The sequence below is a fragment of the Nonomuraea sp. NPDC003707 genome (genome assembly GCF_053587055.1).
Genome location: NZ_JBSFNK010000002.1, coordinates 189,761 through 203,368, shown reverse-complemented (window position 1 = coordinate 203,368; position 13,608 = coordinate 189,761). Strand labels below are relative to the sequence as shown.

General features: G+C 72.5%; 11 protein-coding genes. 7 read left to right on the top strand and 4 right to left on the bottom strand.

Features of this window, described 5'->3' with window-relative positions:
* Positions 1-5: 5 nt before the first annotated feature.
* Complete coding sequence (locus tag ACWDRB_RS04945; RefSeq protein ID WP_449891885.1) at positions 6-1,007, bottom strand: chorismate mutase; 1,002 nt, start codon at positions 1,005-1,007, stop codon at positions 6-8.
* Between the two features lie 291 nt (positions 1,008-1,298).
* On the opposite strand from ACWDRB_RS04945, the gene ACWDRB_RS04940 reads away from it, so the two are divergent.
* The 6 genes from ACWDRB_RS04940 to ACWDRB_RS04915 are packed head-to-tail and all read left to right on the top strand — an operon-like array spanning position 1,299 to position 7,935.
* The gene (locus ACWDRB_RS04940; protein WP_449891884.1) at positions 1,299-3,182 is read left to right on the top strand and encodes a serine/threonine-protein kinase; all 1,884 of its coding nucleotides are present in this window, start codon (positions 1,299-1,301) and stop codon (positions 3,180-3,182) included.
* A 10-nt stretch (positions 3,183-3,192) separates the two neighbouring features.
* Entirely contained in the window at positions 3,193-4,752 is a 1,560-nt protein-coding gene (locus tag ACWDRB_RS04935; protein ID WP_449891883.1) for a protein kinase domain-containing protein, read from the top strand.
* Positions 4,749-5,591 (top strand): AraC family transcriptional regulator, encoded by an 843-nt coding sequence (locus ACWDRB_RS04930; RefSeq protein ID WP_363963716.1) that lies wholly within the window; start codon positions 4,749-4,751, stop codon positions 5,589-5,591. Before ACWDRB_RS04935 ends, ACWDRB_RS04930 begins: the two co-directional genes overlap by 4 nt.
* 11 nt (positions 5,592-5,602) lie before the next feature.
* Entirely contained in the window at positions 5,603-6,277 is a 675-nt protein-coding gene (locus ACWDRB_RS04925) for an AzlC family ABC transporter permease (protein WP_449891882.1), read from the top strand.
* Positions 6,274-6,585, top strand: coding sequence for an AzlD domain-containing protein (locus ACWDRB_RS04920; protein WP_350729198.1), 312 nt, complete (start codon positions 6,274-6,276; stop codon positions 6,583-6,585). Before ACWDRB_RS04925 ends, ACWDRB_RS04920 begins: the two co-directional genes overlap by 4 nt.
* 9 nt (positions 6,586-6,594) lie before the next feature.
* A complete protein-coding gene (locus ACWDRB_RS04915) occupies positions 6,595-7,935 on the top strand; it encodes a protein kinase domain-containing protein (RefSeq protein ID WP_449891881.1) in 1,341 nt (446 codons plus the stop codon).
* 6 nt (positions 7,936-7,941) lie between these two features.
* Here the strand turns inward: ACWDRB_RS04915 and ACWDRB_RS04910 are convergent, their stop codons facing one another.
* The 3 genes from ACWDRB_RS04910 to ACWDRB_RS04900 are packed head-to-tail and all read right to left on the bottom strand — an operon-like array spanning position 7,942 to position 9,816.
* Positions 7,942-8,871, bottom strand: a complete 930-nt coding sequence (locus tag ACWDRB_RS04910) for an RluA family pseudouridine synthase (RefSeq protein WP_185073022.1) — start codon at positions 8,869-8,871, stop codon at positions 7,942-7,944.
* The gene (gene lspA / locus ACWDRB_RS04905; protein ID WP_350729231.1) at positions 8,864-9,391 is read right to left on the bottom strand and encodes a signal peptidase II; all 528 of its coding nucleotides are present in this window, start codon (positions 9,389-9,391) and stop codon (positions 8,864-8,866) included. Before lspA ends, ACWDRB_RS04910 begins: the two co-directional genes overlap by 8 nt.
* A 35-nt stretch (positions 9,392-9,426) precedes the next feature.
* Positions 9,427-9,816, bottom strand: a complete 390-nt coding sequence (locus tag ACWDRB_RS04900; protein ID WP_364832566.1) for a TraR/DksA family transcriptional regulator — start codon at positions 9,814-9,816, stop codon at positions 9,427-9,429.
* A 454-nt stretch (positions 9,817-10,270) separates the two neighbouring features.
* Between ACWDRB_RS04900 and ileS the strand changes: the two genes are divergently transcribed.
* The gene (gene ileS, locus ACWDRB_RS04895; protein ID WP_449892300.1) at positions 10,271-13,417 is read left to right on the top strand and encodes an isoleucine--tRNA ligase; all 3,147 of its coding nucleotides are present in this window, start codon (positions 10,271-10,273) and stop codon (positions 13,415-13,417) included.
* The last annotated feature ends 191 nt before the right edge of the window (positions 13,418-13,608 follow it).

The window sequence follows — 13,608 nt, the reverse complement described above, 5'->3', positions numbered from 1 at the left end:
CCCGCTCACTCGGCCGAACGCTCCTCGGCCAGGTGGAGGCCCGCCTCGATGACGGCGTTCATGATGGGCGCGAGCCGGGCCTCCCCCAGCGACGGGGCGCGCAGCGCCATCCGCGACACGAGCGCGCGCTCCCGGGCCATGTCGCGCCCCGCGAACCCGCCGACCGGCTTGATCCGCTGCACGATGCCCGCCAGCGCCGCCCGCCGTTCGAGCAGCGTGGCCAGCGCCGCGTCCACCCGGTCGATCGCCTCGCGGCACTCCGGCAGCGTGGCGGGCGCCTCGGGCCGCACCAGGGCGCCCACGACCGTCACGGCCTCCTCGGCCGCGCGCAACACCGTCGCCGGGGAGAGCTCCTGACGGGCCTCGGCGAGGCTCCCGGGGCCCACGAACTCCAGCGCCCCGCTCCTGGAGGGCTCAGCCGTCCGGGCTCCCACATAGGTCCCGAGCTTGGCCGGCCCACCAACCGGCCCACCAACCGATGGGGTGCCCCGTTCGGCCGAGTCCACGACGAGCCCGTCGGCGCCCGCCGCCACCGCCGCCGCGGACAGCGCCGCGTCCCGCGAGACGTCGGCGAGCACGGGACGCCCCGAGACCGCGCGGGCCGCCCGCATCAGCCCCAGGTCCAGCCGGCCGCCCTCGCACAGGAGCACCCGCCCGTCCCCCTCCCGCGCGCAGTAGTCGGCCAGCTCCAGCCACTCCTCCAGCGAGGCGGCGGGCCGCCGCTCCACGACCACCGGCAGCCCGAGGCCGGCCGCCGAGCGCACCAGCGGGATGTCGCGCGTCCACGACGAACCCACCACGACCGCGTCCGCCCGCTCGGCGATGGCCGGCAGATCTGCGGCCGAGTACGGCTCCACCAGCGTGGCGTGCTCGCCCAGCACCTCGTACGCGTCGGCCTCCCCGCGGTGCGCCCGCAGGTCGACCCGGCCGCCGATCACCACGGCGGGCCCTTCGCCCACGAGCGTTCCGCCCACCGCCACGGCGCGCCGTTCCAAGGTCGATGACATCCTCGACTCCCCCAATTCGGGCCGGCCCCTGCGCAGCCGGCGGGAAAACCAAAAAGGCAGAGACGGGTCGTCTCTGCCTCGTGCCGGCTCCAGGTGGTCGCTAGCTGACGACCGGCTCTCCCGGAGCCGGCTCGATAAAGGCGTAGCGACAAGTCATGTCTGAAACACTACACCCATGGCTTCACCTGCTGGACGGTGCCACTCACATGACGGACTGTCCTTCAGGCGAGTCGCCGTTGATCCCTCTCTATGGGAGTATTTCTTGGCCTAGAGGAGGGTTTGAGGCCGTTGATGTCGGATCGCAAGCAGGAGGGACGCCGCATCGCCGGCCGCTACCAACTGCAGGAACCCATCGGCAGGGGCGGGATGGGTATCGTCTGGCGCGCGTACGACGAGCTCCTGGACCGCACGGTCGCGGTCAAGGAGGTCAGGTACGCGGCCGCCCTGGGCGAGGAAGTGCAGCTGCTGAACCGGCGCACCATGCGCGAGGCGAGGGCGGCGGCGAGGTTCGAGCATCCCAACGTGATCGTCGTTCACGACGTGATCGAGGAGGATGACCGGCCCTGGATCGTCATGCAGCTCGTCCAGTCGCGCTCGCTGGGCGCCGTGATCAAGCAGGACGGGCCGCTGGCACCCAAGCGGGTGGCCGAGATCGGCCTGGCCGTGCTGGACGCGCTGCACCGCGCCCACGAGGCCGGCGTGCTGCACCGCGACGTCAAACCCGAGAACGTGCTGCTGGCCGACGACGGCCGGGTCGTGCTCACCGACTTCGGCATCGCCACGCTGGAGACCGAGACGCAGCTCACCGTGACCGGGCTGGCCGGGACGCCGGCGTTCATCGCGCCCGAGCGGCTCAAGGGGCTACCCGCGCGGCGCGAGTCGGACCTGTGGTCGTTAGGGGCTACGCTGTACACGGCCGTGGAGGGCCGCTCCCCGCACGAGCGGGGGATGGCCCTGGCGACCATGCACGCCGTGCTGACCGACGAGCCCGATCCGGCTCCGCACACGGGCCCGCTCACCGACGTGATCCTGGGCCTGCTGAACAAGGAGCCGGTCCAGCGGCTCACGTACGAGGAAGCGCAGCGGATGCTGCGGCAGGTCATCGCCCAGGCGAGCCCGCCGCCGACCGCGCAGTTCCCCGCGGCGCAGACGATCCGCGTGCCGCGGCCCACCACGCCGCCACCGCCGCGCAAAGCCCCCGCCCCGGCCGAGCCGCCGTCGCAGAACGAGGCCTCCGCGCAGGGCAAGGCCGCCGTCCAGAACAGGTTCCGCGCCCTGGGCAAGCTGCGCCAGGCGCCGCCCGTCGAGGACGACACCCCGACCGACCCCAACCTGATCGCCTCCGCCGCTCCGGCCCCGTCGCCCGCCGTCCCCGAGACCGGGTCGCGGATCACGCCGTCGCCGACCGCGGCCCCGGCCGCCGCCACCGCCGAGTCCACGATGGACGCGGCCAGGACGGACCAGCGCCGGGCCGGGCCGGTCATCGCGGCGGCCGTGGCCGTCGTGCTCGTGGCCGTGATCGGCGGCTACCTCGGGCTGAGCTCGGCCCCCGACGAGCGCGACACGAAGAAGGGCTCGTCCCAGGCCACGGTCCCCACGGGCACCGCCTCGCAGGCGTCGCCCAGCGCGTCCACGTCGGGCTCCGCCGAGCCCAGTGCGTCCCAGCCGCCGTCACCGACGGCCACGACCCCGGCTCCCACTCCCGAGAAGGAGAAGGAGAACGCGCTGCCGGCCGGCTGGAAGATGTACAAGGACAAGAAGCTCGGCTTCTCCGTCGGCCTGCCCAAGGGCTGGGACGTGCTGACCCGCGACGGCAACCAGGTCAAATTCCGGGGCCCGGGCGCGGCCTCCAACGCGTACCTGATGATCGAGGACGGCGGGAAGTCCAGCAAGGACCCGTACAAGGACTGGAAGAAGCAGGAGCCGGTCCTCAAGAGACCCTTCGGCGGCTACAAGAAGCTCGACATCAAGCGGGTCGAGGGCTTCCAGAAGGCCGCCGCGGACTGGGACTTCACCTGGAACACCAACACCGGCAAGACGCGCGTGCGCAACCGGGGCTTCATCACCGACAACGGGCGGGGATACGCGATCTACTGGCACACGCTGAAGAGCCACTGGAAGGCCGACTACGACTTCTTTGAAGGGTTCTGCGCCACCTTCAAACCGGCCAAGTAGGCTTCACGGCGTGGAAAGGCAGGTCGGCAACCGGTATCGCCTCATCGAGCCGCTCGGCGAGGGCGGCATGGGCGTGGTCTGGCGTGCCTACGACGAGCTGCTCGACCGTACGGTGGCGATCAAGGAGGTCCGCTACACGGGCGTCGGCGACGCCAAGCGGGCCGAGCTCAACAGCCGGACCATCCGGGAGGCCAGGGCGGCCGGCCGCCTCGACCACCCGTCGGTGATCGTCATCCACGACGTCGTCGAGGAGGACGGCCGCCCGTGGATCGTGATGCAGCTCGTGCGCTCGCGCTCGCTGGCCGAGGTGGTGCGCGAGCGCGGGCCGCTCACGGTGGGGCAGGTCGCGGTGATCGGCGGGCGGGTGCTCGACGCGCTGCGCGCCGCGCACGCCACCGGGGTGCTCCACCGTGACGTGAAGCCCGAGAACGTGCTGCTGGCCGACGACGGCCGGGTGGTGCTGACCGACTTCGGCATCGCCTCGCTGGAGGCCGAGGCGGGGCTGACGGCGACCGGCGGGCTGGTGGGCACGCCCGCGTACATGCCGCCCGAGCGCCTCAACGGCGAGCCCGCGCGCCCCGAGTCGGACCTGTGGTCGCTGGGGGCGACCCTGTACGCGGCCGTCGAGGGCGAGCCGCCGTTCAAGCGCGACTCGTGGGCCGCGACGGTCGCGGCGGTGCTGCGCGACGCGCCGGAGCCGCCGGCGCGGGCCGGCGCGCTGCAGCCGGTCATCATGGGGCTGCTGCGCAGGAGCCCGGACGAGCGCCTGCCCGCCGCGGAGGCCGCGAGGCTGCTGTACGAGGCCGCCACGGGCCCCTCACCCCACCCGACGCCCCCCGGGGCATGGCGACCGACGGCCGGCGGCGCGAACACGGCCGAGGGCCCCACGCTCTCGACGCGGCCCAGGCGCGGCAGGGCGCTGTGGATCGGCCTGCCCGCCGCCGTGGCGGTGCTGGGCGCGGGCGGCTTCCTGGTCTCCAACCACTGGACGAGCACCGCCGCGACCCCGAGCCCCACACCGACGGGTCCCGCCCCCACCCCCACCGCCGAGCCGTCGAGCACTCCCACAGCCACGCCCGAGCCCACGCGTACGCCCACCACGACGACGCAGCCGGTGCCCGCGGGGTGGCGCGCGTTCAGGAGCGCGCAGGGCCGCTTCGGGGTCGCCGTCCCGGAGGGGTGGCGGGCCGTGAAGCACTCCACCAGGGACAGCATCACCTTCAAGGGCCCCGACAGCCCCGGCGCGATGATCGTGGAGTGGACCGTCCCCGACTTCGCCTGGACGGACCCGGCGAAGCAGTGGGCCAGCCTGGAGAAGGAGATCCGGGCGAAGGGCGAGTTCGAGGGATACAGCCGGATCGGCATCGTCTCGACCACCTACCTCGGCCGCAAGGCCGCCGACTGGGAGTTCACCAGGATCCGCGACGGGCAGCGGATCCACGTGATCAACCGCGGCTTCCGCACCGCCGACGGCCGCCCGTACGCCCTCTACTGGGAGACCACCGACGCCCGCTGGGCCTCGGACCGGCGCTACTTCGAGACGTTCGCGAAGACCTTCAGACCTCAATGAAAGAGCAGGCGCACTTCTGGCGGCATCCGGCGGTGCCGGGCACCGACCTGCTCAAGGCCCGCTACGTCACCCACCGCTTCACCCGGCACGTGCACGACGGCTACGCCATCGGCGTGATCGTCAGGGGTGTGGAGGAGTTCGACTACCGCGGCACCCTGCACCGGGCGGGCGCGGGCGAGGTGGTGCTGGTCAACCCCGAGTCGGTGCACACCGGCCAGGCGGGCACGCCGGACGGCTGGTCGTACCGCATGCTCTACCCGTCGATCGACACGCTGGCGGGGATCGCCGCCGAGCTGGGCGTGCCGTACGCGACGCCGCACTTCCCCAGGCAGGTCGTGCGTGACGAGGAGGTGGCGCTGCTGCTCGGCCGGGCTCACCAGGCGGCCGAGCGCGGCGACGCGCTGGCCGCCTCCACGCTGAGCCGCACGCTGTTCGCGCGGCTGGTGACCCGCCACGCCACGCCCAGACCGGCGGCGATCCTGCCCGCCGAGGGCCGGCGGGCCGTGCGGGACGCGCTCGACCTGCTGCACGGCAGCCTCGTCGACCCTCCGACGCTGGACGACCTGGCCGACGCGGTGGGCGCGCGGCCGTTCGCGCTGCTGCGGGCGTTCAAGGCCGAGACGGGCCTGCCGCCGCACGCCTACCTCACCTCGCTGCGGGTGCGCCAGGCGCGCCGCCTCCTGCAGTCCGGGGTACGCCCGGCGCAGGTGGCCGCCGAGGTGGGCTTCACGGACCAGGCCCACCTCAACCGGCATTTCAAGCGCATCGTGGGCGTGCCGCCCGCGGCGTACCAGCGTGCTGCAGGAACGTACAAGACCGGCGGTTCCCCCACCTCCTAGCCTCTTGCGGCATGGAACAGACAACTCACCGTTCCGCCGCCGTGCGGGACGGCCTCGGCGTGGGCGTGGCCGTGGGGCTGTCGGGGATCGCCTTCGGCGCCGCCGCGATCACCGCGGGCCTGAGCGTGCCGCAGGCGTGCGTGCTGAGCCTGCTGGCCTTCACCGGTGCCTCGCAGTTCGCGCTGACCGGCGCGGTGGGCGCGGGCGGCGACCTGGTGACCGCCACCCTGGGCGCGCTGCTGCTGGGCGGCCGCAACACGCTCTACGGCCTGCGCCTGGCCGACCTGCTCCGGGTACGCTGGCAGCACCGACTCCTGGGCAGGCTGCTGGCCGCGCAAGGGGTGATCGACGAGACGACGGCCGTCACGCTGGCCCAGCCGACCCCGGAGGCGGCCCGTACGGGCTTCGTCACCACGTTCGCCAGCCTCTACCTCACCTGGAACCTGACCACCCTGGCGGGCGCCTACGGCGCGTCGTTCCTGGGCGACCCCGGCGTGCTGGGGCTGGACGTGGTGGGCCCGGCGGCGTTCCTGGCCATCCTGTGGCCGCGCCTGACGGCCAGCGCCGAGCTGCGCCGGCTGGCCGGCGCGGCGGCGGCGATCGCCCTGTGCGCCACCCCGTTCCTGCCGCCCGGCGTGCCCGTGCTGCTGTCGGCGGCCGCCGTGCTGGTGGTGATGGCGCGATGACGCTGTGGTGGGCCATCGCCGCGGTCTGCGCGGGCTGTTACGTGCTCAAGCTGGCCGGACTGGCGGCGCCGCGCCGGGTGCTGGAGCATCCGGCGATCCGCAGGTTCGCCGAACTGGTGCCGGTGGCGCTGCTGGCGGCCCTGATCGCGGTGCAGGTGTTCACGGAGGAGGGCGGGCTGAGCTTCGACCCGGCGCGCACGGCCGGGCTGGGCGCCGCGGTCGTCGGGCTGCTGCTGCGGGCGCCGTTCCTGGTCATCCTGGCCGCGGCGGCCCTCGTCACCGCGCTTGTCCGGTTCTTTCTTGGGTAGTCGCCGTGCATGTCCGATGCAACAGAGATGGTCGGTGGGCGTTACCGGCTGCTCAGGACGATCGGCCGGGGCGGGATGGGCACGGTGTGGCAGGCTCATGACGAGGTGCTGGGCCGGGACGTGGCGGTCAAGGAGATCCTGCCGCCGCCCGACCTGACGGATCCCGAGCGCGAGGTCTTCGCCGTACGCACGTTCAGGGAGGCCAGGGCCGCCGGCCGGGTGGCGCATCCGGGTGTGGCCACCGTGTACGACGTCCTGGAGGAGAACGGTCACCCGTGGATCGTCATGCAGCTCGTCGACTCCCGCACCTTGGGCGAGCTGATCCGCGAGGACGGCCCCATGTCCCCGCCGGCGGCCGCGGACATCGGGCTGCAGCTCCTCGAGGCGCTGCGCGCGGCGCACGCGGCGGGCGTGCTGCACCGGGACGTCAAACCGGACAACGTGCTGCTGGCCGAGGACGGCCGGGCGGTGCTCACCGACTTCGGCATCGCCACGACGGAGGACGAGGCTCCCGTGACGAGCACGGGCGAGCTGCTCGGCACCCCCGCGTTCATGGCGCCGGAACGCGCGGCGGGCAGCCAGGCCATGCCCTCCTCCGACCTGTGGTCGCTGGGCGTGACGCTCTACATGGCCGTCGAGGGGCACTCGCCCTTCCAGCGGGACAACCCCCTGGCCACGCTGGGCGCGGTCCTGCACGCCGAGCCGGAGCCGCTGGCCCGCGCGGGCATGCTCGGTCCCGTACTGCTCGGGCTGCTGCGCAAGAACCCGGCCGAGCGCATGTCGCTGGAGGAGGCCGAGCAGCGGCTGGCCGCGATCCTGACCGGCGGCGCCCCCGAGCGGACGGGCCCCGTCACCGAGCCGGGCCCGGCCGGGCCCGGCGCGATCAAGCCAAGTGCGACCGGGCCGGGCGGGGCTTCCCCGCGGCGGCGGCGCAGGCTGCCGCTGGCCGTGATCGCGGGAGGCGCGCTGGTCGTCGCGGCGGTCACGGGCGGCGCTGCCTGGTGGTCCGGCCGGACGCGGGACCTGCCCCGGAGCCCGGGCCCCGCCCCCGCCGTCGTGACCGCCGGGCCCTCCACCGACGATCCGACCACCGGCGCTCCGCAGCTCGCCCCGACGCCCTCCACACCCGAAAGCTCCCCGCCGGCCGTCGAGGACCGGCACAGGACGCCTACCGGCGAGCGGAAGGACCCCACCCGGGAGCCCACGCCGACCGGTGAGCGGAAGAACCCCGACCGGACGCCGACGCCGAGCGCGAGCGGCAAGAAGGACCGGGACAACACCACCCCTTCCCGGACCCCGGACTCGGTCGAGCCGTCGGAGCCGGGCGGCGAGGACGCCGACCAGCCGTAGGGGCGGTCAGGATTCGGCGCGGACGATGTCCAGCGCCTTCTGCAGGTCCTGCGGATAGTCCGTGCTGAACGACATCCAGTCGCCCGTGGTGGGGTGCTCGAACCCGAGCGCCACCGCGTGCAGCCACTGGCGCGTGACCCCCAGCCGGGCCGCCAGCGTCGGATCCGCCCCGTAGAGCAGGTCCCCGACGCAGGGGTGCCGCAGCGCCGCCATGTGCACCCTGATCTGGTGCGTGCGCCCGGTCTCCAGCTTGATGTCCAGCAGCGAGGCCGCGCGGAACGCCTCGACGGTGTCGTAGTGGGTGACCGACGGCTTCCCCCCGGCCACCACCGCGAAACGCCCGTCCCCGGACGGGTGGCGGTCGATGGGCGCGTCCACCGTGCCCCTGAACGGGTCGGGATGCCCCTGCACCAGCGCGTGGTAGCGCTTGTCGACCGTGCGCTCCTTGAAGGCCCGCTTGAGCCGCGAGTACGCGACCTCGCTCTTGGCCACCACCATCGCCCCCGTGGTGTTGGCGTCGAGGCGGTGCACGATGCCCTGGCGCTCGGCGGCCCCGCTGGTGGCGATCGTGTGACCGGCCCCGAGCAGCCCGCCGATCACGGTCGGCCCCGTCCAGCCGACGGTCGGGTGGGCGGCCACGCCGATCGGCTTGTTGATCACGATGACGTCGTCGTCCTCGTACACGACCGTCATGCCCGGCACCGGCTCGGCGACCGGCATCGGCGTGGTGACCGGCGGCGGCATCGTCACGTCGAGCCACGCGCCCGCGTGCACGCGGTCGGACTTGGCCGGCTGCCGCCCGTCCACCAGCACCTCGCCCGCGCCGATCAGCTCGGCCGCGCGGGTGCGGGAGAAGCCAAACAGCCGCGAGAGCGCGGCGTCGAGCCGCTCGCCCTCCAGCCCGTCGGGTACGGGCAGGCTCCGCTGCTCACTCACCCTTCTCGGCCCCCTTGGTCTCCGGGGTCTCCCGGGACCCGTCGATCTGCACGTTGCGCCAGGCCAGCAGCACCGCCAGGATGCCGCCGCAGACGATGGCCGAGTCGGCGATGTTGAACACGGGGAAGTAGTCGATGACGGGGAAATGCCCGGGGAGCACCTCGATGAAGTCGACGACGTGCCCCTGCAGCTGCGTGGAGCGCCCGATCCCCGAGGGATAGCGCAGCAGCCGGTCGGTGAGGTTGCCGAGCGCGCCGCCGAGCAGCAGCCCCAGCGTGACCGCCCAGGCCCGGCTGCCGAGCTTGCGGGCGGTGCGCACGATGGCGACGACCACGCCCGCGGCGATGAAGGTGAAGACGAAGGTCATTCCGGTGCCGAGGCTGAACGCGGCACCGGAATTGAAGATCACCCGGAACTGCAGCACGTCCTGGAGGACGACGAGCGGCGCCTGACCCTCGAGCGTGCGAAGCACCACCGTCTTGGTGATGAGGTCGGCCGCGTAGACCACGGCCGCCAGCACGACGAGGACGGCGACCAGACGCCCGCGGGGGCGGCCTACCGGCGCTCCTCCTTCTGCTTGCAGGCCACGCACAGCGTCGCCCTCGGGAACGCCTGAAGGCGTTCCTTGCCGATCGGCTTGTGGCACGATTCGCACACTCCATAGGTCCCGGCGTCGATCCTGGCGATCGCACGTTCGTTCTGCGCGACCAGATCGCGCGCATTCAGGGTAAGGGCGATCTCGCGTTCGCGCTCGTACGTCTTCGCGCCGGCGTCCGCCTGGTCGTCGCCCGCCCCCTGAGTGACGTCTCCAGAGGCTATCTCCGTCTCGTGGCGGTGGATGTCCGCGTTGAGCTGGTCGATCTCGCTCTGGAGCATGCCGCGTACCTCGGCCAGCTCCTCTTCCGACCACATCGAAGGTGTAGCGGTCTGCGTGACTGCCGCCATGGCTGCCTCCATTGCTGATCAAGGCCGTAAATGGTGCGGGCAGCTTAGGGATCCACATAACGGAACGGCAAACGACCCGCCGGACGGTTTACCTCCCCCGTACTATCCCGCCTCGCGCATTAAACTCCTCCACAGGGGCGTCCATTCCCGCAACTTTGTCGGTTGCGTACCGACGGCCCCTCGGGCGGCTCGCCCTGGGAAACCAGGAAGCCTTCGGCCCCACTCTGCGTTATGGTTTGAGACTGCAAGGCGTTGATGGGGCCCGACTGTGAGGGATATCACCCCGGAGCCGCCGGAAGAACGGCTCGCGAGAGCTCATTAGACCCGGCCGCAGATCAAACGAAGAGGGCCTCGCCCGCGTGCGGGGTCAAGAAGGGTGGTACCGCGGGGCCGCATGGCTTCGTCCCTTCACGCTCGCCCTACCGGCCGATCAAGCGTGGAGGTCACACCCGAAATGTCTTCGCCATCTTTCCGCTCTCTTCCCGCGCAGGTCGACCTGCCCGCGCTCGAGCGCGAGGTCCTCGACCGCTGGCGGGACGGGAAGATCTTCGAGCGCTCCGTGGAGCAGAACTCCGGAAACCCGGCCTGGGTCTTCTACGAGGGCCCGCCCACCGCGAACGGCCTGCCCGGCGTGCACCACGTCGAGGCGCGGGTGTTCAAGGACCTGTTCCCGCGCTACAAGTCCATGCGCGGATTCAGCGTCCCGCGTAAGGCCGGATGGGACTGCCACGGCCTGCCCGTCGAGGTCGGCGTGGAGCGCGAGCTGGGGCTGACCGGCAAGAAGGACATCGAGGAATACGGCATCGCCGAGTTCAACGCCAAGTGCCGCGAGTCGGTGCTGCGCCACGTCGACGCCTTCGAGCAGCTGACCGAGCGCATGGGCTACTGGATCGACCTGTCCCAGGCGTACCGGACCATGGACCCGTCCTACATCGAGTCGGTCTGGTGGTCGCTGAAGGTCATCTGGGACAAGGGGCTGCTGTTCCGCGACTTCCGCATCACGCCGTACTGCCCGCGCTGCGGCACCGGGCTGTCCGACCACGAGCTGGGCCAGCCCGGCGGCTACGAGACCGTCTCCAGCCCGTCGGTCTACGTCCGCATGCCGGTGACCGCCGGGCCGCTGGCCGAGCTGGGCGCCGCGCTCCTGGTGTGGACGACCACGCCGTGGACCCTCGTGTCCAACACGGCCGTCGCCGTGCACCCCGACGTGACGTACGTCGCGGCCCGCACCGCGGACGGCGAGGTCCTGGTGGTCGCCGAGCCGCTGCTGTCGGTCCTCGGCGAGGGCGCGACCGAGGTGGCCCGCTACACGGGCCGCGAGCTGGAGCACACCGCGTACTCCCGCCCGTTCGACCTGGTCGACATCCCCGGCGCCCACTACGTCGTGCTCGGCGAGTACGTCACGGTCGAGGACGGCACCGGCCTGGTCCACCAGGCCCCGGCCTTCGGCGCCGACGACATGGCCGTGATCAGGCAGTACGACATGCCCGTCGTCAACCCGATCGGCCCCGACGGCCGCTTCCTCGACGACGTGCCCATGGTCGGCGGCCGGTTCTTCAAGGACGCCGACGAGGAGCTGACCGAGGACCTGCGCGCCCGCGAGCTGCTCTACCGCGGCGGCCACTTCGAGCACAGCTACCCGCACTGCTGGCGCTGCCACACCCCGCTGCTCTACTACGCGCTCCCGTCCTGGTACATCCGCACCACCGCGGTCAAGGACAAAATGCTGTCCGAGAACGCCGGCACCAACTGGTACCCCGAGACGATCAAGTGGGGCCGGTTCGGCGAGTGGCTGCGCAACAACGTCGACTGGTCGCTGTCGCGTTCGCGCTACTGGGGCACGCCGCTGCCGCTGTGGGTGTGCTCGGCGGACGAGTCCCACGTGACGTGCGTCGGCTCGCTGGAGGAGCTGGGCGGGCTGGCGGGGCAGGACATCTCGGCGCTCGACCCGCACCGCCCGTTCGTGGACGACGTGACCTTCGACTGCCCGTCGTGCGGCGCCCTCGCGCGCCGCGTGCCGGACGTCATCGACGCCTGGTACGACTCCGGCTCCATGCCGTTCGCCCAGTGGGGCGAGCGCGGCAAGCCGGAGGGCGTCTACCCGGCGCAGTTCATCTGCGAGGCCACCGACCAGACGCGCGGCTGGTTCTACTCGCTGATGGCCGTCGGCACGCTGGTCTTCGGCCAGTCCTCCTACGAGAACGTGCTCTGCCTCGGCCTCATCCTGGCCGAGGACGGCCGCAAGATGAGCAAGCACCTGGGCAACATCCTCGAGCCGATCCCGCTCATGGACCAGCACGGGGCCGACGCGCTGCGGTGGTTCATGGCCTGCTCGGGCTCGCCGTGGGCGTCGCGCCGGGTGGGGCACAACACCCTCGAGGAGATCGTCCGCAAGGTCCTGCTGACGCTCTGGAACACCTCGTCGTTCTTCACCCTCTACGCCAACGCCGAGTCCTGGTCGCCGGCCATGCTCGCGCAGGCCACGCCCGCGGCCGAGCGCCCGCTGCTCGACCGCTGGGTGCTGGCCGAGCTGCACAGGACGGTGGCCGACGTCACGGCGTCGCTGGACGAGTACGACACCCAGCGCGCCGGGCGCCGGCTGGCGGACTTCCTCGACGACCTGTCCAACTGGTACGTGCGCCGCTCGCGCCGCCGGTTCTGGCAGGGGTCGCCGGAGGCGTTCGCGACGCTCTACGAGTGCCTGGAGACGGTGACGCGGCTGATGGCCCCCGTCACGCCGTTCATCACCGACTACCTCTGGGACGTCCTGCGCTCCTCCGACGCGCCCTCCTCGGTGCACCTGGCCGACTGGCCGGAGGTGCGCGAGGACCTGCTGGACCCGGTGCTGTCCGACCAGATGGCCCTCGTACGCCGCCTGGTGGAGCTGGGCCGCTCGGCCCGCGCCTCGTCGGGCGTCAAGACCCGCCAGCCGCTCCGCCGCGCCCTGGTGGGGGCACACGGCTGGCCGTCGCTGCCCGGCGAGCTCCGGGGCCTGGTGGCGGACGAGCTGAACGTCCACACCCTCGAAGACATGTCCGGATTTAGCGCCGATCTCGTGACTTACTCGGTCAAGCCCAACTTCCGGGCCCTGGGCAAGCGCTTCGGCTCCCAGACCAAGCTCGTCGCGGCCGCCGTGGCCGCCGCCGACGCCACCCGCGTGGCCCGGGCCCTCCGCTCGGGATCCACGGTCATGGTGGAGGCGGACGAGCTGGGCGAGATCATGCTCGGCCCGGACGACGTGATCGTCAACGAGCAGCCCCGCTCGGGCTGGGCGGTGGAGACGGGCGCCATCGGCACCGGCACGGGCGAGACGGTGGCCCTGGACCTGGAGCTCACCGACGAGCTGCGCCGCGCCGGTCTCCTGCGCGAGGTCATCCGCCTGGTCCAGGACGCCCGCAAGTCGACCGGCCTGTCGATCACGGACCGCATCGACCTGTGGTGGACCACGTCCTCCCCCGAGCTCGCCGCGGCCCTGCGCACCGAGGGGCATGTGGTGGCGGAGGAGGTCCTGGCGACGACGGTCACGGAGGGCACGGCGACGGACCTCCCGTCCCACACGGACGAGGACCTGTCCCTGACCTTCCACCTCCGCCGCGCCTGACACGCACTACGGCGGTGGGGCGCACCCTCACAACCCGCCCCACCGCCACCCACCCCTGTGCTGCAACGCCCCTCCCCCTGACACCCACCCCCGATGAGCCGCCTCCTCACGGCCCACCGCCCTCCCCCGAAGCACGCCCCCGGCGCTGTCCGCGCGGGACCCGCAGCCGGGGCGTCGTTGCGCAGGATTGC

Bases quoted from the DNA above. Each gene is read 5' to 3' on its own strand.
- ACWDRB_RS04945 (WP_449891885.1), bottom strand. From the start codon at position 1,007: ATGTCATCGACCTTGGAACGGCGCGCCGTGGCGGTGGGCGGAACGCTC.
- ACWDRB_RS04940 (WP_449891884.1), top strand. From the start codon at position 1,299: ATGTCGGATCGCAAGCAGGAGGGACGCCGCATCGCCGGCCGCTACCAA.
- ACWDRB_RS04930 (WP_363963716.1), top strand. From the start codon at position 4,749: ATGAAAGAGCAGGCGCACTTCTGGCGGCATCCGGCGGTGCCGGGCACC.
- ACWDRB_RS04925 (WP_449891882.1), top strand. From the start codon at position 5,603: ATGGAACAGACAACTCACCGTTCCGCCGCCGTGCGGGACGGCCTCGGC.
- ACWDRB_RS04920 (WP_350729198.1), top strand. From the start codon at position 6,274: ATGACGCTGTGGTGGGCCATCGCCGCGGTCTGCGCGGGCTGTTACGTG.
- ACWDRB_RS04915 (WP_449891881.1), top strand. From the start codon at position 6,595: ATGTCCGATGCAACAGAGATGGTCGGTGGGCGTTACCGGCTGCTCAGG.
- ACWDRB_RS04900 (WP_364832566.1), bottom strand. From the start codon at position 9,816: ATGGCGGCAGTCACGCAGACCGCTACACCTTCGATGTGGTCGGAAGAG.
- ileS (WP_449892300.1), top strand. From the start codon at position 10,271: ATGTCTTCGCCATCTTTCCGCTCTCTTCCCGCGCAGGTCGACCTGCCC.